Raw genomic sequence first — 21,048 nt, 5'->3', positions numbered from 1 at the left:
ACAGGAGTTAGGATGACCCATGACAAAGAACTTGCCGAGTTATTGCAAGCAATAGCCGAAAAAAGTCTGCAAATTATTTCTGAGATAAAAGAAACTCCTTTACAAGTTCCCGTGATAATCAACCAGTATATTGAGTTGACGGAGCACTTCCAAAATGTAATGAGTATTCTTTTACAGAATCCTGAAAAAATCTGGGAAATGCAACTTGCATACTGGCAAGATGCATTTAATTTAGCACAAACCCAATTGCAACATTGGTTAAATGGGACATCTATGCCCATAAATGACCCTCGTTTTCATGAAGAAGACTGGCTACATAATCCGTTTTTTAATATGCTAACCCAGCACTATCTCTTAGCCAGTCAGCATATGAATGCTTTATTTGAAAATCTGGAATATCCTGATCCAAATACAGCAAAACGCCTGCAATTTTTTACCAAACAATATTTAGATGCATTATCCCCTGCTAATTTTCTTCATACGAATCCCCAAATTATGGATGAAACATTGAAAAGTCACGGCAAAAATTTATTGCAGGGGCTTCATAATTTACTTTCCGATCTGGAAGTGGGCTCTCCACGCCTCATGATCAAAATGACGGATACACAGGCATTTGAGCTCGGTAAAAATATCGCCATTACTCCCGGAAAAGTAGTCTTTCGAAACAACATGATGGAGCTCATCCAATACACACCTCAAACTGCTAAAGTAAAATCGACTCCTCTTCTTATTATTCCACCTTGGATAAATAAATATTATATTCTTGACCTAAGTCCACATAACTCACTTATTCGCTGGTTAGTAAAACAAGGAATTACAGTATTTATCATTTCCTGGATTAATCCAGATTCAAATTTCTCTCATAAAAGTTTGTTTGATTATTTGAATGAAGGACCATTAACTGCGATTAGTGCAATTCAAAAACAACTCCATGTAAAGCAAGTGAATACCATGGGATTTTGTATCGGTGGAACACTTCTATCCATGTTGCTTGCTTATAATAAAGCGCATCAAGACAACTCAATTCATAGTGCTACCTTTTTGGCTTCAATGATTGATTTCAGTGATCCTGGCGACATTGCTGTCTTTATTGATGAACAGCAAATTGCAAAACTGGAAGATGAAATGAAGTCTAAAGGCTATCTTGCTGGAAAGTTTATGGCTTCAAGCTTTAACTCACTACGTGCAAATGACTTAATTTGGTCTTTCTTTATTAAAAATTATCTCCGCGGCAAAAACCCAGTTCCCTTCGATATTTTGTACTGGAACTCAGACTCTACCAACATGCCAGCAACAATGCATTCTCAATATTTACGATGGATGTATTTGCATAATGATCTGGTAAAACCGGGCAAGATCCATCTGAATCATACTCCAATTGATGTCAGTACAATTGATATACCTACCTTTTTTCTCTCCACAGAAAAAGATCATATAGCGCCATGGAAAACCACCTATCTGGGTTTTCAACTTATGAAGGGACCTAAACGTTTTGTGCTTGGTGGATCGGGACATATCGCAGGAATTATCAACGCACCGGAGGCTAAAAAATACAGCTATAAAGTCAATCATCATGTACCTGCTCATGCGGAACAATGGTTGGAGCAAGCTATAGAACATCCGGGCTCATGGTGGCCAGAATGGTTAAAATGGTTAAAAAACCACTCAGGAAAACTGATACCTTCCCCTGACCTGAATCAATTACCATTAAAACCTGTAATGGATGCTCCAGGTAGTTATGTATTGAAAAAATAAACGTACGAACGGTCAAACGGTAACCTGGGAGAGTGGTGACAAGAACTGCCAGGTTTACATTTCGCTGAATACAGGCTACGTTTCTACTAATTCTTTTTCAATGGTCATGTAATCAATTTTTCCTGAAGGTAAAACAGGAATCTTGCTTCCCGAAAAAATTCGATGAGGTATGAGTAATTCTGAGTAAGCCAATTCTTGAATTTTCTTAACAAAACTGCCCTTATTTGCATCTGCTGCCTCGCTATACAATATAATCTGCTCACCTTTTTTGGAATTTTTAGTGCTGACTGCAGCATGTAATAATTCAGGCCAAATTGAGGCAGCAACCCCCTCCACGGCAGTAAGGGAAACCATTTCTCCTGCAATCTTAGCAAAACGTTTTGCTCGACCAGCTATAGTAATGAATCCTTCTTCATTCATAGTGATTATATCTCCAGTATCGTGCCATCCATCTTCTGGAGCTATGATTGTTCCAAGTTGTGCAGACGAGAGGTACCCTTTCATAATATTAGGACCACGCAGTATGAGACGCCCTCCTTCAGCAATACCATCTACAGGCTGAATTTGCCCCTCCATAAAAGGGAGTAATATCCCCACGCTTCCAGGAAATGAAGCTAAAGGGCAATTCATGGAAATCACCGGCGAAGCTTCTGTAGCACCATATCCTTCATAAATTTTTACCCCAAAGGTATCTATCCAATGTCGAATCGTCTCCGGCTTTACTTTCTCAGCACCCGCAAAAATGTAACGCACACTGCTGAAATCATGTCGTTCTGCGGCTCGAGCATACCCGGTTAAAAAAGTATCAGTCCCGAGCATAATGGTTGCACCAGTTTGATAAATCAAGCCAGGGATTATTTTATAATGCAAAGGAGATGGATAAAAAAAGCAATTAATTCCATTTATTAGAGGAAGGATTGAACCAGTAGTCAATCCAAAACAATGAAATATAGGTAAAGAATTGAAAAATTTATCACGAGAAGAAAAATCCACTCGCGAAGTGAGTTGGCAACAATTCGCCACTAAATTAGAATGGGATAAGACAACTCCTTTGGGAACTCCCTCAGAACCCGAAGTAAATAATATAACACCTGTCGTATCGGGAGAAACCGGCTTTCCAATTAATTGATAAGCTCGAAATGGAAACATCCCCTTAAGTACCCCAGAAAGTTTATGGCCTAATTTGATAGAAGACTTAAAATCCTCTAAGAAATAAACATTTAGCCCTGCTTTCTGTAATTCCTCGACTAAACCTTCCAGTTTTGCAGTAGTGATAAATTGTCTTGCTGTATAAATAGTTTTTACTTCTGCAACCTGACACGTGGCCAATAAATTATGCAGTCCCAAACTAAAATTCAGCATGGCTGGAATACGCCGATATGCATGCAAAGCAAAAAAAGTGACCATCCCCGCAATGGTTGTAGGCAACATGATGCCTACATGTTCTCCTAATTGCGTTTGTTTTTTAATTTGTCTGCCTAAAATAAAGCAACGCGCAAGAAATTGCTTAGGAGTTAATGGAACACGATTTGCGTCTTCAATTTTTGTCTTATTTTTTGCTCCTAACGCAGCACCTTGAATAAGCGCTTCAAACATTGGTATTGCTTGAAAACTGTTTGCAAAAGTGAGTTCACTAATCAAACCAAACAAACGAGTACTCATAGCATTTCGATTAAGAGGCTTATCTACGTCCTGAATGTAGGATTGTGTTGGCAATACATGCAAAATAACTTTAGGGAATAAACGAATAAGATTTTTATCCTTACTTATAGAAAATATACTGTGCTGAGCGCCATCAATGCGTATCGGGATAACTGAGGCCCCTGCCTTTTGTAACACCATTCCAGGAGCATCAAAAACCTTCAAACTCTCTTCCTGTAATCCAATTCCCTGAGGAAAAATAACACAACGCTTTCCTTCCCGTATCGCTTTCACTAAAGCTCTTGCCGCAAAAGCACTTGTAGAATCAATGACAATAACATCGGCAAAAAGCTGTATTATCTTCATCCACAGTTTACCTGATGAGTGAGGAGGGAAAGCTACGGTCAATTGCTCAGGTAAAAAAGCGGCGAGCAAAAGCAAATCAATTTTTGATGTTCTATTGGCAATAATCACCGAATTAGGCTCGGGTTGATAATTTCCACGCAATTCCACTTTAAACCAGTGAGCCAACAATGCTCTAATCCATCTGCGAGCACGCTGGTTTTGTCTTTCTTCTCGTGTAACCTGTTCCATGTTTTTGTTTCTCTTATAAAAATTCGCTTTGGTTATACCCAATCAATCATTTTTTTTCAAGATTGCAACAGATAACTAGGTGTAATAGACTTCTTAATCAATTAATTGTTAAGGGACAGTAGCGATTACTAATACAGATTTATCCTACATAAAAATAAATCCTATGAAACACCGAATCATTCATCCAGTAAAATCACTCTTCGTTGTGTTTGCTTTGCTGTCATTAATTACTGCTGCCTTCTTTTTTCAAAAATATTCAAGTGAGATCATCAACTGGATTAACCGTCTTGGTTGGCTTGCACCCATTTTCTTTTTAATTATATATTGTCTTGCAACCATTATGTTTTTGCCAACTATGGTGATCACTTTAGCAGGAGGAGCACTTTTTGGCCCCTTTTTTGGCACTTTGCTCAATTTATTCGGTGCAACAAGTGGCGCCGCGTTCTCATTTTTAATTACAAGACATTTGATTTATAACTGGTTTTCTCAAAGAAAGGGAGAAAAGCTAAGCAAATTAATTTCTGCCGTAGAACAAAAAGGATGGATGATTGTCGCCCTTTTACGGTTAGTTCCAATTATCCCTTTTAATATAGTCAATTATGGTTTAGGGATGACCGCAATAAAATTTCGATCTTATCTGATCACCACGTTCATTTTTCTTATTCCAGCTGAAATTATTTATACCTATTTTGGTTATGCTGGCATGGAATTCTTATTAAAACAAGGAGCCCTTTATAAAAATACTGAGATCCTAATCGCATCTCTAGCACTCTTATTGTTGTGTGTTATTAAGTTTTTGCATCTAAATAATTTTCGTTTTAAATATTCAGAAAAGAGGACAATTGATCAAGCCATGCGTGATCGACCCTAAAAACAATGTCATCCAGGGAAAATACGGAACGAATACCCTGCAATGAATTCGTTATAAAAAGACCATCCGCTTCCTTAAGCATAGCTTTAGTGATAGAAACTTCCGTGCAACTTATCCCTTGTTGTTTGGAATGTTGAAGTAGCCTTGAGCGCGCAATACCGGGGAGCACTCCATCAGTTAAAGGAGGCGTAAGCAGTCTCTTATCCTGTATCAAAAATAAATTAGCGCAAGTAGTTTCAGTTGCATAATGCTGCATGTTAAAAAACAAAGCATCATCTGCACCTAAAGCAATGGCTTGCCGACGGGCTAATATCGCTTCTAAATAATTGACCGACTTAACTTGATATACAGGATTAGTTCCATCTCTTAGCCATGGCACACTAACCAATTTCAGTGGAGAAGTTTCCAAAGAATAATTAAAAGTTTGGAAGATGAGCTGACTTACTTGTCCTCGCACGGCTAATCCTCTAGGTGCAGAACCGCCGCTTAATATCGCTTTAATACCGCCGTGATATAAATTATCTTGCTTAATTTTATTAAGCAGATGTTCTAGCCAATGCTCAAAAGAAAGATCAAAGGGGATTCCCAATTTTTGTGCGGAGTCACTTAACCGCTGCCAATGCAAATAAGCACAGCAAGGCGTGGCTGCCTCCACTCTAAGCGTTTCAAATAAGCCCTCGCCCAAAAAGATACGATCATCTATTGGAAACGCAAAACTGCTTTCCCCTTCTGTATGTACTCGTGTCCGGTTCATAAACTCTACTTAAACCTTGATTGTCAGTTGAATTTACTACGAGTGTTTATTAGAGATTCTCTCCAAACCGCCATTAAAGACAATCTGGTTAGTAGTCTCCAAAATCATCCAGTTCATCACGCAAACGTTTTTCATCTAACATATTTTCCAACTTCCTGCGTGCATCCAAGTCACGAGGAACCGTTTCCATAACTTCCGCTTCAACATCCAATTCACTGTCAACATCAACGAAGTCTTCTCCGACTTCTACAACAGCATCTTCATCATCTTCAAACAAATCACTCATACCATTCTCTCAATGAGTTATACTGTACCCAGATCCTATCCGAAAGGATCATAAAAACCCGGACGGCTTGTATACCTTATTTTTTCATTCTTGACTAGTTTTTTTTAAAAAAATTTAGCAATTCCCCAGGTTTCAAAGTGACAAATTTTTTAGGGCATTGCAATACCTTGAATTTTTACCATAAAAAATCAATAATTTAATATGAGAAATATTCTGATACCTGTATGACCGATCACGCCAAGAAGGCTTTAAGAGACACGATGAAACAAATACGTTCGAAGATATCTGTTTCATATCGTGCTACGGCTTCAAATCAAGTTTGTACCCGCATCCGCTTTCTGGAGCAGTATCGACGTGCCAATCAAATAGCACTTTATTTTGCAGTCAATGGTGAAATTGATTTAGACGAACTCTGGAAGCATGCACTATTACAAGGAAAACTCTGTTACTTCCCAGTTCTCAATGAGGATTTAACTCTTTCTTTTTTACCTGCAACATCAGATACTCCTTTCCAAAAAAATCGCTACGGAATTTCTGAACCAGATGTTAGCCCCGACTTAGCCATTCCTGTGGAGAAGTTGGATTTAGTTTTAGTTCCGCTAGTTGCTTTTGATGTACGATGTAATCGCCTCGGTATGGGAGCAGGATATTACGACCGTACCTTCAAAGGTAAAGAGAATTCTCCCTTATTTGGCGTAGCTTACCAATTCCAGCGCGTAGATGATTATCTTGAGCCAGAACCGTGGGATATCCAGCTCAGCGCTGTCATTACCCAACGTGCTATTTATTGGTATGGTGGGTAATTCACGCGGTTGCATGCCTTATCCACCGAAAGGTGCGCATCTTTCGCGAAACCTACACTCAAATCAATCATTATCCAATGATTCAAAGTATACCCCGTGAACATATAATCTACGTTAAAGCATCCGCATTAACTTCCCCAGTACGCACACGAACCACTTGCTGCAATTCATATACAAAAATTTTGCCATCACCAATTTTACCGGTATATGCCGACTTGCAAATTGCTTCAATTGCAGCCTCAACCATATTATCAGGCAAAGCAAGTTCAATTTTGATTTTAGGGAGAAAATCCACTACGTATTCAGCACCACGATATAACTCAGTATGACCTTTTTGTCTTCCAAAACCACGAGTCTCAGAAATAGTTATTCCCGGCACCCCTATATCCATTAAAGCCTCATGAACATCATCTAATTTAAAAGGCTTAATAATTGCCATAATCATTTTCATAATATATTCCGCTGTGGTTATACTTTTGTTAGACTCTTTGCAAGTAATAACTCAAGCCCCTCAAGTTGATGTTCACTCGAACTGTTGGGACTGGGCACGTATCTTTGCAAAAACAAAAATGGAGTGATTATGTTCGACCCCAAACAATTTGATGATTTAGCAAAAAAACTTTTTGCCGCCCTCCCCCCAAGTCTACAAAACATTGAAAAAGACATCCAACAAAAATTTAAAGATGTACTACAAGCTGCTTTTGCTCATATGGATCTTATTACTCGCGAGGAATTTGATGTGCAAACTAAGGTTCTGGCGCGAACTCGAGAAAAAGTAGATCATCTTCAAAAGCAACTCGATGTTTTAATAGCCCAGCTTAATAAAGAGCAAAAGTAATTACAGTGTAAATTTAAGCGATAATAGAGCTCTTGCCGTATATGCAAGAGCCCTGATAGGAAAATTTGTCGCTCATTTTGTGTCCAACATTAAAGGAATAAGTAATGAATCTTTCGTTTACTAAAACGCGTAGTACTATTGGGATATTGGCACAACCCGTTTCAGTAGAAGTACATTTGTCAAATGGTTTGCCGAGCTTTACTATAGTGGGCCTTGCTGAAACCGCAGTGAAAGAAAGCAAGGATCGAGTTCGTTCTGCTATTATTAATAGCCAATTTGAATTTCCCTGTCGTAAAATTACCGTGAATTTGGGCCCTGCTGATTTACCTAAAACAGGTAGCGGTTTTGATTTGCCAATCGCTCTTGGGATTCTGGCTGCTTCGAACCAAATTCCTCAAAACCAATTAGCCAACCATGAATTTATCGCAGAACTTGCTTTAAGTGGTGAACTTCGAGGCATTTCCGCAATTATTCCCGCAGTATTAGCAGCACATAAGGACAAAAGTTCACTCATTATCGCCACTGCGAATGCCCATGAAGCATCCTTAACCGGCTATCCAAACATCTATAGTGCAAACAATCTACGAGAAGTATGCAGCTATCTTTGCCAAGGAACTTCATTACATTCCTTACCACCCAAGCCGGAATCGTGTTCAGCACGCTACACAATAGACTGGTCGGATATCAAAGGTCAGTTTCACGCCAAAAAAGCAATGGAAATTGCCGCTTGCGGTGGACACAGTATTCTGCTAAGTGGTGCCCCTGGAAGTGGCAAGACTATGTTAGCAAAACGCTTTAACACGCTTTTACCTCAATTATCTGAAAAAGAAGCCCTAGAGTGTGTAGTTATCAATTCCATACGCGGTAAATTACCTGATTTTAATGAATGGCGCTCTCCGCCTTTTCGTTCACCACATCATACTGCCTCACCTGTATCTTTAGTTGGCGGGGGTAATCCACCTAAACCAGGAGAAATCTCCCTGGCGCATCATGGTGTTTTATTTCTTGATGAATTACCTGAGTTTAGCCGGCAAGTTCTAGAGACATTAAGACAACCGCTTGAAGCAGGAACAATATGTATTTCAAGAGCTGCTGCTCAAACAGAATTTCCAGCTAAATTCCAATTGATTGCAGCGATGAATCCCTGTCCTTGCGGACAATGGGGTAATCCTCAAGCAAACTGTTTATGCAGTCCAGATCAAATTAAGCGTTATCACGCCAAGATATCAGCCCCTCTATTGGATCGTATCGACATGCATATTTCTGTACAAGCATTAACTCAGGAGGAATTAATCGCCCCTAACATTAATCCCAATAAACAAAGTGATCTTATCCGGGAAAAGGTAATCAAAGTACGTATCCTACAATTGGAGCGACAAAAGTGTCTTAATGCCTCATTAAGCGCCAATAATTGTGAAAAAATTTGTGCATTAGGCATCCAAGAACAAAATTTTTTGCGCCAGTCTACACTGCAACTCAAATTGTCTGCACGAGGATACCATCGCCTATTGAAAGTTGCGCGAACTATAGCGGATATGAACGAAAGCAGCCAGGTTTTTCAAACTCATCTACAACAGGCATTGTCCTTTAGACATGCTTTACGCACTCCTGGAAATCTATAACCTAAAAGGTTTAACATAAACAGTATGCTCTCGTTGGAGCTCATCTTTTTTTGCATTTGAATTTAGGGTAATCCTAAATTCAAATGCAGATTTAATAAACGTACAAGGTAATATATTATCGGGACAAGCACGCCGAGTATAGAAATAATAGGAATTACAGATATCGAATAATGTTTCGTTTCATCCCCCTGAATTTCATTATTTCCATAGATTTTTTTTCTTTTACCTAAAAGATAAATTAAAAGAATTAAACCATAAAAAAAACTGGAGAAGAAACTAACCCGCACCAATAAATCAGACATATTTTGACTGTTCAAGTAATCGATGGGGAAGTTGATGAGAAAAAAACACAAAAGCCAAACAAACATTATTTTTACAGGATTTTCTTGTTCCTCTAAAGCGGCAAACCACATAAGTATCATAGGAAAAATTAATAAAGAAAAATAATACATCCAGCCAAATGGGCTCATAAATAACATCATAGCCAATGTGAGGCAAAAAGGTTGATGATTGATTGGGTTGTTTTCGGTTGGCCCTAGTTTTCTCCAATACCAAAGAAATAGAATAACAAAGAGAACGCCGTACAATAAATTAATTGGTATTAAATAAGACATATTAGGGAGTCTCTCCCCCCCAAAAAAGAGACGAAAAATGAAACCATACATTGAGGCATTCCAATCATCTCCATACCAAAATACATGATTCATCATTTTGAAATAGTGTTTATAAATTATTGGGCCATGAAACAGGACGGGAAGAACTACAGCCACTAAAAGAGTAGCTAACATAGTTATAAGAACTTTCTTCCGGCCTTGTTTTAAAGCATAGAAAAATAACAATGCGGGAAACAATTTAATCGCAATAATAATGCCCCATAATATCCCTGCAATATGATCGCGATGATTCACATAAAAAAAATAACCCAACATGATGAAAAACAATAAAATGCAGCCGAATTGCTGCGTTACAAAATTCATTAGTGTCGGAAAAAAAGCAAAATAAAGAAGGTATAAATTCACATAATTTTTCTGTAACGATTGGGTAGAGAACGCAAAACGAAATGTAATGGTTATACCAATTACTCCCAAAATAAGTGAAAAACAAAACCAAACAATTAATGCATGGGAAAAACTTAGCTGTGCAAAAAAATCAAAGATCCATAAAGCAAAAGGTGGATTTAAATTCGCGGGTAATATTTTTATAGAAGGGGAATATGAGGTAAAAAAATTTATATAAGGATTTTCACCATGCAGTAATGCCTGAGCCGAGTAATAGAAAGAAGAAAAATCAATCCGTTGATAATGCTTGAAAATGAAAAAAGAAAGCAAGCAATAGAAGCTCAGAAGCACGAGAATGCATATGTTTCGGTAGCAATGACTCATGGAGATATCCTTGGGACTTTTCCTGTTTTAAAATTGCACTTTCTTTGTGGATTAGAATACTACCCTTGATTACATAAAGCATCAAAAATTGCCATGCGCACAAAAACACCGTTAGCGACTTGTTGCAATATAAAAGAGTTTGCGCCATCTGCCACATCGCTATCTATTTCAACACCACGATTTATAGGTCCTGGATGCATCACCATCGCATCAGAGTTGGCATGAGCTAGGCTTTCTTTTGTTAAAGCAAAATCACGGCGATAAGAATCTAAGTCCAAATGATCAGACTCCAATAAGCGCTCGTGTTGTACCCGCAAACAAATCACTACATCTGCATTCGTTAGTCCATCACGTAAATCATGGGTAACCCGTCCATAATGCACTGTTTTTGGCTGCCAAAGCTCCGGCGCGACTAAAACAAGCTCGCCTACCCCTAATTGTGCACAAATGCATTGAAATGAATTAGCTACTCGTGAGTGCCTAATGTTTCCTAGAATTGCTATTTTTAATTGATCCAGCCGCGGTTTTTGTTCAAGAATTGTCATCATATCAAGTAAAGCTTGACTGGGATGTGCATGGGTGCCATCCCCGGCATTAATTATATGAACACTCGCCCCAATTTGATTCGCTAAATTTTCCTGTAAGCCCTCTTGCCTATGACGAATCACAAAATGTTGAATCCCCATAGCAGCAAGGTTACGGATTGTATCTTCAATAACCTCTCCTTTGGTTTCTGAAGAGCTTTGTAGATTCAAATTAATTACTTGCATTGATAAGCGATTTGCAGCTAACTCAAAACTCACTCGGGTGCGGGTACTGTTTTCATAAAACAAATTTGCCACAGTATGCTGTGCATATGAAGGATAATGATTATGCTGTTTGAAATAAAATGCGCGTTGCAGTACAGACTCGATCTGTTGCCGTGATAATTGGCTAATTTCTAAAAAATGATTCATAAAACCCTTATCTTTTTAACTTAACCGAAAGAAGGCTAGGGTCTAGTTTATTCATTTACAGTTTTATTTATACCGACGTCCTGCTTCTTGACAGTGGGATCCAGTAATTTCTCGCCATCTATGAATCCCGCATCAAGACGCAGGACGTCGGCATTATAAATCCCTAATGTACCAAACTAAACATACCCCTATTCAGGATGTTGGAGCCATTGCTCCAGTATAACACAAGCCGCTATACTATCTACCTCAGATTGTTTGATTTTACGGTATCCACCTTGCGCAAACAATTGCTCTCTAGCCTCAACTGTTGAGAGTCGCTCATCAACTAAATGTACTGACAGAGAAAATCGTTTACGTAATTCCTTAGCAAATCGTCGCGCAGCAGAAGTTGTATACAATTCACTGCCGTCAATGCAGGTGGGAATACCAACTATTAATGCTTGAGGTGACCATTCAGCAATAATTTTAGCTACCGCATTCCAATCAGGGATCCCAATGCGGGCACTAAGAGTTGCAAGAGGAGAAGCACTGCGCGTGAGTTGCTGGCCTACTGCTACACCAATGCGTTTATAACCAAAATCAAAGCCTATATAAACAGGACTAGGCATGGCCAATATTCGAACTAAGTTGACTCATTTTTATCCCCAAAGTGGATCCGGCATATTCCCAACGATCTTCGAAGGGTACTTCATACAGAATCTCTGAGCGATATGGGCAAATTAACCAGGTATTTTCGAGAATTTCTTTTTCTAATTGATTCTCTACCCATCCAGCGTAGCCTAAAGTAATTAAAACGTCTTTAGGTCCTTTATCTTCTGCAATGGCGCGAATAATATCATTTGAAGTGGTTACCGTCACCTCATCTTGCAGAAACAAACTAGAACGCCAACCCCCAAATTGTTTATGGATAACAAATCCTCTTTCAGGTTGTACTGGGCCGCCAAACATTAAAGGCAAATGGCTTTGCTCCATACGAACTGGCTCAATATGGAGTTGCTCAAAAACAATTGCCAAAGGAAATTGCATTGGGCGATTTATTATTAAGCCTACTGAACCTTGTTCGTGGTGTTCGCAAATATAAATTACGGTTCTTTCAAAATTAGGATCATTGAGGGAAGGCATTGCGATCAGCAAGTGATTAGCTAATGAGCTTATAATTGCCATGAGCCCTCCTGAAAGGTCAGTTAATTAGGTAGTATCTTTATATTAATTATATACCATAAACAATTGTTTAATTTTTATTCTACTATTGAAGATCACGTTCAACTGAAACCTTTACATAAAGTGTTGCTTGCTGGGAGAATGGTCTTCCTGCCGTATAAGATACGGACGTAGAGTCAGTATCCTCTGTCCCCTCAGCAGTTCCTAGAGAAACCCACTTATTCAATGGAACCATTAGAGTAGTGTCTATATTTTGATTATCAAATTGTTGTCCTCCCGCAGGGTCTTGTTGTTCACGTACTCGACGAAGCTTTAATTGGACCTTTGAACCACGCATGATAGGTTGCACCAATAAACCATTTTTGATCTGGTGCTGCTGGTAAGTGATTCCTGTTGTAAAAAATCCTACGCCTACAGAAGTGATGATGGGTACTTCTTCATCGGTAGATACGAAGGCAGATTCGCCGCTCATTACATTAACGGATTGTGAACGTTTTACCTCAGCTGGGGATTTTGAACTGTAACTCACGGAATTTTCATTTTGCGCACTCAGCCAATCCGGATCACCTTGATAAATAGAAATTTTAAATGTGACTGGGGGTACATCAATTTGATGTATTACAGTTCTGATCTGGGTAAGTGTTTCCGGCGACACCTGAACTACTAAAGTTTCCCCGGAGCCGCTTATTTTTTCTCCATTTTGTAATAAGGGTTGTATTAATTGGATAACTTTTTGGACTGGAACGTAGTGTAGCTCAATTACTTTTGTGATTGTTTGCGAAAACACATTACTCGCTAACAACAATAATCCTATTAGGCAAAATCGCTGCATCCTGAGCTCCTTTCCTGTTCCCTAGACCAATTAAGGAAAATTTATAGGGGTAAACCCCAGTATTTTCAATTGTAGACCAATATGAAGAATTCATGGAGTAAATTATAAATATTTTTCATTTTTAATCTCAAAAGAACAAAGAGAGACTGAAAAAATCCTCGAACTCTGATTCAATAGTTTTGTTCCTGAAAAAGTTTGGGTATACTTCTCGAAAATTTGCTTAAGAGATGCAAACACCATGGGTAGCATATTTAATATATTTGGTCCTTCTCCGATAAGGCCGATAGAACAACACATGCGTAAGGTACATCAATGTGCCAAACAACTCTACCCATTTTTTGAAGCGGCGCTAAAAAAGGACTGGTCCACTGCCAATAAAATCGCAGAAAAAATAATTTATCTAAAAAAAGAAGCTGATTTAATCAAGCGGGACCTACGACTTCATTTACCTACTGGCCTCTTCCTACCTGTTTCTCGTACTGACTTGCTTGAGGTTCTCAGTGCTCAGAATCTCATTGCAAAAAGAACTAAAGGCATCGCAAAACTCATCATAAGCAGACAAATGATCATTCCAGAACCAGTCATTCCTGTTTTTATGCCTTTTTTAAGTCGTTGTCTGGATGCATCAAAACAAGCATGTAAAGCTATCAATGAATTAGATGAATTGCTAGAAGCAGGTTTCAGAGGATCTGAAGTTAAAATCGTTGAAGAAATGATCTTAACACTTTATGAGATCGAACATGACAGCGATGAACGCCTTGCGGATATCAGACATCGTATTTTTGAAATCGAAAAAGATTTATCTGCAATTGATGCAATATTCCTCTACGAATTGGTCCAATTAATCGATGATTTAGCCGATGGTGCTCAGCATGTGGGTAGTCGTCTTCAAATTCTAATAGCTCGGTAGTCAAGTTTTATGGATTATTCAATTATATATCTTGTTGCGGCAGTCATTTTGTGTTTTCTGATGACTTGGGGGGTTGGCGCTAATGATTTAGCCAATGTCATGAGCACTACTATGGGCTCAAAAGCAGTTACTGCCAGACAAGCTATGTTAATCGCCATAATTTTTGAATTTGCTGGTGCATTTATAGGAGGAACTGGTGTTACTGAAACAATGCGCGATGGGATTATTAATTCCAGTGAGCTCTCTGGACAACCACTGATTCTAATTGAAGGAATGTTAGGTGTTTTATTAGCTTGTACTATTTGGATGAATCTCGCAAGTTACCTTGGAGTTCCTGTTTCTATTACTAATGCTTTAGTAGGTTCAATGGTAGGTTTTGGCACTGTAGTACTCGGTCCGCAAGCAATTCATTGGAACCAAGTAAGCCGTATTGCTATAAGCTGGGTTACCTCGCCAATGATTTCAGGAATCACTGCTTATATGTTATTTATCAGTATTCAACAAACCATTTTTGTCAAAAGTAACCCACTCACTAAAGCTAAATTGTATATCCCGATTTACCTTTTTCTCATTGGCTCTATTTTGTCATTTATCACGGTATTTAAGGGACTTCATCATTTTCACATTCATCTCAATTTCAAACAAAATCTGGCAGTTACTCTGGCAACCAGTATAATTATTACCATTATAGGCATGGTAATAATTAAACGAATACCGGAACCCCATAGAATAAGACGCAGAGAACGATTTATCCAGGTTGAAAAATATTTTGCTGTACTGATGGCGATGACCGCATGCGCAATGGCTTTTGCGCATGGCTCGAATGACGTAGCCTTAGCCGTGGGTCCTCTTTCAATTATTTACAGCTTGATTATGAATTCCCATCAAACATTTGATGCCAATAATTATCCTGCATGGATCATATTGTTGGGTTGTGTTGGTGTAGTTACAGGTTTGCTTATGTATGGTAGAAAAGTAATTGAAACTGTAGGAAGTGCTATCACTGCTCTTACTCCTAGCCGCGCATTCGCTGCCACTCTTTCTGCCGCAACAACTGTTGTGGTAGCGACAAGTACAGGTATTCCAGTTTCAGCGACACAAACATTGGTTGGTGCAGTTCTTGGGGTAGGCTTAGCTCGAGGTATTGGTGCATTAAATCTAATAGTCATTCGCAACATCTTTATGTCCTGGATACTGACATTACCTGCTGCGTCTATCTTGACGATTGTAGCTTACAAATTATTGCATTTCTTTATAGGCTAGACCAAATAGATTTCGGGGTATTGCAAGGATGCAAGCTTGAGTTCCGCCATGCACCCCCAGGTACTAATATTTAAAACTCTTCCCAGATTTCACCTTTTTTGTTTTCATAATCTTTATTATCACGCATCAAAAAGATACGTTTGTGCTTGTTAATCTCTTTTATTTGCGATGCAGATTTATCATGAGTTGCATCAAATTCAAATAAAAATTTATCATAGGGACTTACATAAGCTTTATCTATATCGTCTGAACTCATAACTAATCCAAAATGACTATAATTTAAATCAGGTATTTTATAGCTTTTTTATCTAAGATACCATTATTCTAGAAAAGTAGTTGAAACCTACACACTCTCAAAAAAATTAGGGGCCGAAGATGAGTTTAAAAAAAGTAGAGTTACATGTCCATTTGGAAGGTACTATCGTTCCCAAATTAGCTGCAAAATTGGCCGCACGCAATAAATTAGTTCTGGCTGAAGGTCTTGTCGCTCCAGATGGGGAAAGCTATTTATCCAAAGACTTTCTCGATTTTTTAAAAGTTTATGATACGCTAGCTTCGGTGATTCGGTATCCTCAGGATTATTATGATATTACCTTAGACTATTTACGTGCCCGCGCCCAAGAAGATACGATTTATGTGGAGATGATGTATTCCCCTGATCATGCGGAGCTCTCCAGTAAAATTCCTTCTGCAGAACATTTGGCTGCAATTCAACAAGCAATTGACGATGCCAAAGAGCAATTTGGTATAGTAGGACGTATTATCATGACTGCAGTTCGTCATTTTGGTGTACAAGCAGTAGAGCATGTTGCGCAGCAAGCGCATAAAGATAGATTTCCATGTGTCACAGGCTTTGGTCTAGGCGGTGATGAAGCAAAATTTCCTCCGAAACTTTTCAGTAAAGCATACCATATCGCAGCCGATGCGGGTTTACAATGTACTGTTCATGCAGGGGAATTCGCTCCTGCGAGCGGAATGGTGGAGGCTATGGAGAATTTACCAATTCAACGTATAGGTCATGGTGTAAATGCAATTTATTCGCCAGAAACCATGGCCATGGTAAAAGAGCGAGGAATTACTTTAGAAGTTTGTCCTTCAAGCAATATTTTTTTGGGTTTGTTTAAAGATATGAATGAACATCCTTTACCTAAATTTTATGACGCAGGTATAAAGATCAGCATCAGTTCAGATGATCCACCATTTATGTGTACCACGCTGGGGCGAGAATATCAACGTGTACAAAAGTCTTATAATTACAGTGATGAGACAATGAACAATATCACGCACATGGCTTTAGAGGCTGCTTTTGTTGATGAGAAAACCAAGACAGAATTGCTGGCAAGAATTTAGTTTGATCTATTTGGCATGAATAATCTACTTAGGCAATAGCATACAAATTGTATGCTGCCAGGCTGGGAAAACCAGATTGCGCTCCGCGGCACCCATCTATATTGATGCATTGAGTGAATGGTTATCTGAGATTTCAAGTTTAAAATCTGTAGTTCCCTTTCACTCGTCAAACAACAAGAAATAATCTATTCGTTTTGATGCAGTTCACCCAGCAGTTGCTCAATGTAACGTCTGCAAGTCAGAGGGTGATGCAAAAAATTAATGATGCGGCGTGTACCCCCAGTACCAGTAATGGATACCATGCCATAGCTCAACATACTGCCTAGAATCGATTGACGGATGTCGATTGCTTCAATCTTGCTTAATGGAATATCAATCGTTTGTCTTACAACAACTCCAGTACGAATAATAACATGATTTTTTTTGATCGTGACCGAAGAAAAATAATAGGTCATCCATGTCATTCCAATCCATAGCAGGGCTAAAGCAGCCAAGCCGTACCCCATTTTTTGTAAAATATCCATTTCAACATAAGATACAATTGCCAAAGCACCACATAAGGCAAGAGCTGGCCAAAGAAATATTATCCAATGCATTCTCGTAAAAAAAATAACATTACTGTCATATGGCTTCTCAAACATGGATTCACCTAACCTGAATTATCTACTAAAAAATTATAATATTGCATTTAGCTTAAATTTGCTATTCTATACTTCGTATGAAGTATATACTAAGCCTCTTATTTTTTTTAGAATTGAAAAATGCGCTCAATCAGTCGTTGCCTTAATAAACAACTTGCTGACCTATGTCAACGCTCTGTTCAATTGGAAGAGCTGACAAATAAAATCAAACTCATACTTCCTGAGACTTTAGCAAATGAATGTCAGGTGGGAAATTTTGATAAGGGTTGTTTGTTATTAACAACTACTGATGCTGCCTGGGCAGCGCAACTACGTTATGCGATTCCTGAACTACGCGATAAATTACGTAAAGAAGCAGGTATGTATCAACTTTCTTCAATTAAAGTGACAATTATTGAATCAAAAGTTCAATATGAAAAATCGCGCCCCCCTCAAATACACGAATTATCAGAAAAAGCAAAAGCGATCATAATTAGTGAAAGTCAAAACTGCACGTATGAACCATTACAAAAAGCATTGTTGCATTTGGCTGATGGTGATGATTAAACGGATAGACAAGCCAAGCTCATCTAATGACATCATATATTTGCCTAATTCCAGGCATAAAAGATGGGTGTAGGAAAAAGGAGTCGTTTTATGTTCAAAGTTAGAAGTGAAATTCGAGAGCTTTTTATGTCCTGTGAAGCTGCCTTTTAGTTCTCACCCTATACGATAATTTACGAAAAAACTAGCCAGTCATTTCAATCGAACGCTATTGCAAAACGACGCTCTACCCATTCTGGGCCAAGATAAGTGAAACAATCTTGCAAGTAGTCATTCAACTCATCCTCTTCCATCACATGCTCTTGCCCAATAGGTTCAACATCGTGATGAAAATAAACATTAAAGTAACGCATTGAAAAATCGACGTAATCGCGTGTATGGAGAATAAAAGAATGCCATAGTTTATCAAGAATGAGTAATGGGCCAAAAAGATAGGTTTTTTTACCTTGTTTGGCCCTTTGCGCATTTAGCCACATCCAGGACAATAAATCCGTAAACAAGACCTGGCTTTCTTGTTCAGAAAACTCAGGATGAATATGGCGAAAATGATTTATTACTGCTTTATTTTTATAATCAAGCAGAGCGGATAAATGGATCATCCGCAACAGGCTTTGTTAGTACTTGGTCTTTGTGTTACATAGCGTACAATACGGCAGATCATTTCTTCTTTAGTCATTATTATCTCCACATTTTCGATTATAAAGAAACAGTGCAGATAGTCTAACCAATGTCCATAATGGAAGCAATTTCATTTTCAATTAAAATAGAAATTGATCAAGCTCAATCCTGAGTATTCAGGATGAGCACTTAATTACCAGATCACACACCGATTTTTATTTACCATAGGGCTGTCATTCGGAATATGAAAGGCCTCCTGAAATTGAGGAATATTAGCCAGGCTCCCATTCACTCGATATTGGGCAGGAGGATGCGGATCAGTAGTTACTTGATTACGCAGTTGTTGCGGTCGAATGTTCATTGCCCAAACATGTGCTGTCGCTATAAAGAATTGCTGCTCCGGTGTCAGTCCATCAATTGTAGGTGCATTTTTATATGCATCAGAATGCTGGAAAGCTCTATAAGCAAGAGTTATGCCTCCCAAATCAGCGGTGGCCTCTCCTACAACTAATTTTCCTTGTACATGCAAACCATCATCTACAGTGTATTGTGAAAATTGATTCACAATACACTGTGTTGCTGCCTTGAATTTTTTTAAATCACTTGGTGTCCACCAATTCTTTAAATTACCATGACCATCAAATTGTGCACCTTGATCATCAAATCCATGGGTCATTTCATGCCCCATCACAAAACCAATAGCTCCATAATTCAAAGCAGCAGGTGCATTAGGATCAAAAAATGGCGGTTGGAGAATGCCAGCTGGAATATTTAAATTATTCATTGAAGGATCATAATATGCATTAATCGTTTGTGGCGTCATAACCCATTCAGTCCTATCTATAGGTCTCCCAATTTTATTAAGATCGCGTTGGGTTAAAAATTCATTGGCTCGAATTACATTTAATACGTATGATCCTCGATTAACTACCAATTTAGAATAATCCCACCACTTAGAAGGGTAACCAACCCGATCTTCCATCATATCAAGCTTCTTCAATGCAGCCTTACGCGTAGGAGGGGTCATCCATGGTAAAGTATTGATATCTTCCCGTAATACTGCGCGAATATTTTTGAGTATATCCAAAGCTTGCTTTTTATCTTCTGGAGAGAAATAGCGATCCACATACATTTTCCCAATAGCAAAACCTAAAGCACCATTTTCTGTACCGACAACCCGTTTCCAGCGAGGTAATATTTTCTCAGCACCAGTCAAGACGGCTACCATTTTAAAATTTTGATCAACAAAAGGTTTTGATAAGTACGAAGCAAAAGCATCAATTAAATGCCAACGCAAATAAGTTTTCCAATTCTCTAAGGGAACAGTTTTTAATTGTTTGTCCATATCCTTAAAAAACTCGGGTGTTGCTAAATTCATACTTTTTATTTGTGCTTGACCCATCGTTGAAAAATATGCAGGCCAAGAAAAATTGGGAGTCACTTGGGCAAGTTGCGCTTTATCCATAATATGATAAATCGCATGGGGATCTCGTTGCTCTACTTGAGACAGGGAAACCTTAGCCATTTGTGTTTCCAATTTCATAACAGTATCAGCTTCGGCTGCTGCTTTATCTGGTGAATCGCCTAATAACTCGAACATTTTGGCGATATGATTAACATAAGCTTCACGAATTTGTTTAAATTTAGCATCATCTTTTAGATAATAATCTCGATCAGGCAAACCTAATCCACCCTGCATCGCAGCAGCGATCATCTCTTCACTATTTTTAAAATCTTGCATACTTCCAAAATTAAAGAAAACACCGACCCCTATTTGATGTAAATGTGCTATTTCACTTTGTAGATCCGCTAAATTTTTTAAACGATTAATGCGATCAAATTCAGGTTGTAATGGCCTAATACCCAACTGATTGATACTGGTTTCATCCATACCACTGTAATAAAAATCACCTACCTTTTGTTCTATGCTGCCTTGTTTTACTTTGGTATTTTTCGATGCACTGATTAACATCTGGTGAATAATATCTTGAACTTTATCATTGATAAGATTAAAGCTTCCCCAGCTCGAATAATCAGGAGGAATTGGATTATTCTTTTGCCAGTTGCCGACCGCATAAGAATAAAAATTCTGACTCGGTGAAATACTGGTATCCAACCAATTCAAATGAAGTGTTTGTTTCGTTATTTTTTGAGGTTCAGTGTTTGCAGAATATATTGAGGAGCTGCATAACAGGGCAAAAGCAAAAAGGCTACCATTAAATTTCATG

Annotated in this window: 22 protein-coding genes; 9 read left to right on the top strand and 13 right to left on the bottom strand. The window is 38.5% G+C overall.

The window, feature by feature from the left end; all coding sequences use genetic code 11:
* Positions 1–12: 12 nt before the first annotated feature.
* Positions 13–1,755, top strand: a complete 1,743-nt coding sequence (locus Lpar_RS06930; RefSeq protein ID WP_058517257.1) for a PHA/PHB synthase family protein — start codon at positions 13–15, stop codon at positions 1,753–1,755.
* Between the two features lie 75 nt (positions 1,756–1,830).
* Here the strand turns inward: Lpar_RS06930 and Lpar_RS06925 are convergent, their stop codons facing one another.
* Positions 1,831–3,990, bottom strand: coding sequence for an AMP-binding protein (locus tag Lpar_RS06925; RefSeq protein WP_058517256.1), 2,160 nt, complete (start codon positions 3,988–3,990; stop codon positions 1,831–1,833).
* 163 nt (positions 3,991–4,153) lie between these two features.
* On the opposite strand from Lpar_RS06925, the gene Lpar_RS06920 reads away from it, so the two are divergent.
* On the top strand, positions 4,154–4,861 hold the full coding sequence (locus tag Lpar_RS06920) for a TVP38/TMEM64 family protein (RefSeq protein ID WP_058517255.1): 708 nt from the start codon (positions 4,154–4,156) through the stop codon (positions 4,859–4,861).
* On the opposite strand, the gene Lpar_RS06915 is transcribed toward Lpar_RS06920, so the two are convergent.
* Both Lpar_RS06915 and Lpar_RS06910 read right to left on the bottom strand, forming a co-directional pair.
* Positions 4,809–5,615 carry an aminotransferase class IV gene (locus tag Lpar_RS06915; protein WP_058517254.1) on the bottom strand — a complete coding sequence of 269 codons (807 nt, stop codon included), beginning with the start codon at positions 5,613–5,615 and terminating at the stop codon, positions 4,809–4,811. The two genes, Lpar_RS06920 and Lpar_RS06915, sit on opposite strands and share 53 nt — an antisense overlap.
* A gap of 88 nt (positions 5,616–5,703) precedes the next feature.
* Positions 5,704–5,901: a PA3496 family putative envelope integrity protein gene (locus tag Lpar_RS06910; RefSeq protein ID WP_058517253.1), complete on the bottom strand. Its 198-nt coding sequence runs from the start codon at positions 5,899–5,901 to the stop codon at positions 5,704–5,706.
* A 224-nt stretch (positions 5,902–6,125) separates the two neighbouring features.
* Here Lpar_RS06910 and Lpar_RS06905 point away from each other — a divergent pair, with 224 nt between their 5' ends.
* Positions 6,126–6,704 carry a 5-formyltetrahydrofolate cyclo-ligase gene (locus Lpar_RS06905; protein ID WP_058517252.1) on the top strand — a complete coding sequence of 193 codons (579 nt, stop codon included), beginning with the start codon at positions 6,126–6,128 and terminating at the stop codon, positions 6,702–6,704.
* A 109-nt stretch (positions 6,705–6,813) separates the two neighbouring features.
* Here the strand turns inward: Lpar_RS06905 and Lpar_RS06900 are convergent, their stop codons facing one another.
* Complete coding sequence (locus tag Lpar_RS06900) at positions 6,814–7,155, bottom strand: P-II family nitrogen regulator (RefSeq protein ID WP_058517251.1); 342 nt, start codon at positions 7,153–7,155, stop codon at positions 6,814–6,816.
* A gap of 129 nt (positions 7,156–7,284) precedes the next feature.
* Between Lpar_RS06900 and ubiK the strand changes: the two genes are divergently transcribed.
* Both ubiK and Lpar_RS06890 read left to right on the top strand, forming a co-directional pair.
* Entirely contained in the window at positions 7,285–7,542 is a 258-nt protein-coding gene (ubiK, locus tag Lpar_RS06895; protein WP_019233537.1) for a ubiquinone biosynthesis accessory factor UbiK, read from the top strand.
* A gap of 104 nt (positions 7,543–7,646) precedes the next feature.
* The gene (locus Lpar_RS06890) at positions 7,647–9,164 is read left to right on the top strand and encodes a YifB family Mg chelatase-like AAA ATPase (protein ID WP_058517250.1); all 1,518 of its coding nucleotides are present in this window, start codon (positions 7,647–7,649) and stop codon (positions 9,162–9,164) included.
* A 62-nt stretch (positions 9,165–9,226) separates the two neighbouring features.
* On the opposite strand, the gene Lpar_RS06885 is transcribed toward Lpar_RS06890, so the two are convergent.
* The 5 genes from Lpar_RS06885 to Lpar_RS06865 form a co-directional block, all read right to left on the bottom strand.
* On the bottom strand, positions 9,227–10,546 hold the full coding sequence (locus tag Lpar_RS06885; RefSeq protein ID WP_058517249.1) for a glycosyltransferase family 87 protein: 1,320 nt from the start codon (positions 10,544–10,546) through the stop codon (positions 9,227–9,229).
* A 59-nt stretch (positions 10,547–10,605) separates the two neighbouring features.
* Complete coding sequence (locus tag Lpar_RS06880) at positions 10,606–11,502, bottom strand: aspartate carbamoyltransferase catalytic subunit (protein WP_058517248.1); 897 nt, start codon at positions 11,500–11,502, stop codon at positions 10,606–10,608.
* A 188-nt stretch (positions 11,503–11,690) separates the two neighbouring features.
* Positions 11,691–12,110 (bottom strand): Holliday junction resolvase RuvX, encoded by a 420-nt coding sequence (gene ruvX, locus Lpar_RS06875; RefSeq protein ID WP_058517247.1) that lies wholly within the window; start codon positions 12,108–12,110, stop codon positions 11,691–11,693.
* A complete protein-coding gene (locus Lpar_RS06870; protein WP_058517246.1) occupies positions 12,103–12,666 on the bottom strand; it encodes a YqgE/AlgH family protein in 564 nt (187 codons plus the stop codon). The genes ruvX and Lpar_RS06870 overlap by 8 nt, the downstream gene beginning before the upstream one ends.
* Before the next feature lie 82 nt (positions 12,667–12,748).
* The gene (locus tag Lpar_RS06865) at positions 12,749–13,495 is read right to left on the bottom strand and encodes a type II/III secretion system protein (RefSeq protein ID WP_058517245.1); all 747 of its coding nucleotides are present in this window, start codon (positions 13,493–13,495) and stop codon (positions 12,749–12,751) included.
* A 238-nt stretch (positions 13,496–13,733) separates the two neighbouring features.
* On the opposite strand from Lpar_RS06865, the gene Lpar_RS06860 reads away from it, so the two are divergent.
* Both Lpar_RS06860 and Lpar_RS06855 read left to right on the top strand, forming a co-directional pair.
* Positions 13,734–14,405: a TIGR00153 family protein gene (locus Lpar_RS06860; protein WP_058517244.1), complete on the top strand. Its 672-nt coding sequence runs from the start codon at positions 13,734–13,736 to the stop codon at positions 14,403–14,405.
* 9 nt (positions 14,406–14,414) lie between these two features.
* On the top strand, positions 14,415–15,668 hold the full coding sequence (locus Lpar_RS06855) for an inorganic phosphate transporter (protein ID WP_058517243.1): 1,254 nt from the start codon (positions 14,415–14,417) through the stop codon (positions 15,666–15,668).
* Positions 15,669–15,738: 70 nt separating this feature from the next.
* Here Lpar_RS06855 and Lpar_RS06850 read toward each other — a convergent pair whose 3' ends face one another.
* Positions 15,739–15,924 carry a CBU_0585 family protein gene (locus tag Lpar_RS06850; RefSeq protein WP_058458658.1) on the bottom strand — a complete coding sequence of 62 codons (186 nt, stop codon included), beginning with the start codon at positions 15,922–15,924 and terminating at the stop codon, positions 15,739–15,741.
* Positions 15,925–16,043: 119 nt separating this feature from the next.
* Between Lpar_RS06850 and Lpar_RS06845 the strand changes: the two genes are divergently transcribed.
* Positions 16,044–17,018: an adenosine deaminase gene (locus Lpar_RS06845; protein WP_058517242.1), complete on the top strand. Its 975-nt coding sequence runs from the start codon at positions 16,044–16,046 to the stop codon at positions 17,016–17,018.
* Between the two features lie 185 nt (positions 17,019–17,203).
* On the opposite strand, the gene Lpar_RS06840 is transcribed toward Lpar_RS06845, so the two are convergent.
* Entirely contained in the window at positions 17,204–17,659 is a 456-nt protein-coding gene (locus Lpar_RS06840) for a PH domain-containing protein (protein ID WP_058517241.1), read from the bottom strand.
* Positions 17,660–17,779: 120 nt separating this feature from the next.
* Between Lpar_RS06840 and Lpar_RS06835 the strand changes: the two genes are divergently transcribed.
* Complete coding sequence (locus Lpar_RS06835) at positions 17,780–18,205, top strand: DciA family protein (RefSeq protein WP_058517240.1); 426 nt, start codon at positions 17,780–17,782, stop codon at positions 18,203–18,205.
* Positions 18,206–18,399: 194 nt separating this feature from the next.
* Here the strand turns inward: Lpar_RS06835 and Lpar_RS06830 are convergent, their stop codons facing one another.
* Together Lpar_RS06830 and Lpar_RS06825 are read right to left on the bottom strand one after the other, a co-directional pair.
* Complete coding sequence (locus Lpar_RS06830; RefSeq protein ID WP_058517239.1) at positions 18,400–18,801, bottom strand: glycine-rich domain-containing protein; 402 nt, start codon at positions 18,799–18,801, stop codon at positions 18,400–18,402.
* 212 nt (positions 18,802–19,013) lie between these two features.
* Entirely contained in the window at positions 19,014–21,047 is a 2,034-nt protein-coding gene (locus Lpar_RS06825) for a M13 family metallopeptidase (RefSeq protein WP_058517238.1), read from the bottom strand.
* Position 21,048: the final 1 nt, after the last annotated feature.

Origin of the sequence: Legionella parisiensis, from assembly GCF_001467945.1 — a bacterium.
In the GTDB taxonomy this organism is placed as follows: Bacteria; Pseudomonadota; Gammaproteobacteria; order Legionellales; family Legionellaceae; genus Legionella; species Legionella parisiensis.
Note: the sequence above shows the minus strand (reverse complement) of the source record. Positions and strands in the feature narration are given on the sequence as shown.

Coding starts and splice junctions, on each gene's coding strand:
- Lpar_RS06930 (WP_058517257.1), top strand. CDS start 13: ATGACCCATGACAAAGAACTTGCCGAGTTATTGCAAGCAATAGCCGAA.
- Lpar_RS06925 (WP_058517256.1), bottom strand. CDS start 3,990: ATGGAACAGGTTACACGAGAAGAAAGACAAAACCAGCGTGCTCGCAGA.
- Lpar_RS06920 (WP_058517255.1), top strand. CDS start 4,154: ATGAAACACCGAATCATTCATCCAGTAAAATCACTCTTCGTTGTGTTT.
- Lpar_RS06915 (WP_058517254.1), bottom strand. CDS start 5,615: ATGAACCGGACACGAGTACATACAGAAGGGGAAAGCAGTTTTGCGTTT.
- Lpar_RS06910 (WP_058517253.1), bottom strand. CDS start 5,901: ATGAGTGATTTGTTTGAAGATGATGAAGATGCTGTTGTAGAAGTCGGA.
- Lpar_RS06905 (WP_058517252.1), top strand. CDS start 6,126: ATGACCGATCACGCCAAGAAGGCTTTAAGAGACACGATGAAACAAATA.
- Lpar_RS06900 (WP_058517251.1), bottom strand. CDS start 7,155: ATGAAAATGATTATGGCAATTATTAAGCCTTTTAAATTAGATGATGTT.
- ubiK (WP_019233537.1), top strand. CDS start 7,285: ATGTTCGACCCCAAACAATTTGATGATTTAGCAAAAAAACTTTTTGCC.
- Lpar_RS06890 (WP_058517250.1), top strand. CDS start 7,647: ATGAATCTTTCGTTTACTAAAACGCGTAGTACTATTGGGATATTGGCA.
- Lpar_RS06885 (WP_058517249.1), bottom strand. CDS start 10,546: ATGAGTCATTGCTACCGAAACATATGCATTCTCGTGCTTCTGAGCTTC.
- Lpar_RS06880 (WP_058517248.1), bottom strand. CDS start 11,502: ATGAATCATTTTTTAGAAATTAGCCAATTATCACGGCAACAGATCGAG.
- ruvX (WP_058517247.1), bottom strand. CDS start 12,110: ATGCCTAGTCCTGTTTATATAGGCTTTGATTTTGGTTATAAACGCATT.
- Lpar_RS06870 (WP_058517246.1), bottom strand. CDS start 12,666: ATGGCAATTATAAGCTCATTAGCTAATCACTTGCTGATCGCAATGCCT.
- Lpar_RS06865 (WP_058517245.1), bottom strand. CDS start 13,495: ATGCAGCGATTTTGCCTAATAGGATTATTGTTGTTAGCGAGTAATGTG.
- Lpar_RS06860 (WP_058517244.1), top strand. CDS start 13,734: ATGGGTAGCATATTTAATATATTTGGTCCTTCTCCGATAAGGCCGATA.
- Lpar_RS06855 (WP_058517243.1), top strand. CDS start 14,415: ATGGATTATTCAATTATATATCTTGTTGCGGCAGTCATTTTGTGTTTT.
- Lpar_RS06850 (WP_058458658.1), bottom strand. CDS start 15,924: ATGAGTTCAGACGATATAGATAAAGCTTATGTAAGTCCCTATGATAAA.
- Lpar_RS06845 (WP_058517242.1), top strand. CDS start 16,044: ATGAGTTTAAAAAAAGTAGAGTTACATGTCCATTTGGAAGGTACTATC.
- Lpar_RS06840 (WP_058517241.1), bottom strand. CDS start 17,659: ATGTTTGAGAAGCCATATGACAGTAATGTTATTTTTTTTACGAGAATG.
- Lpar_RS06835 (WP_058517240.1), top strand. CDS start 17,780: ATGCGCTCAATCAGTCGTTGCCTTAATAAACAACTTGCTGACCTATGT.
- Lpar_RS06830 (WP_058517239.1), bottom strand. CDS start 18,801: ATGATCCATTTATCCGCTCTGCTTGATTATAAAAATAAAGCAGTAATA.
- Lpar_RS06825 (WP_058517238.1), bottom strand. CDS start 21,047: ATGAAATTTAATGGTAGCCTTTTTGCTTTTGCCCTGTTATGCAGCTCC.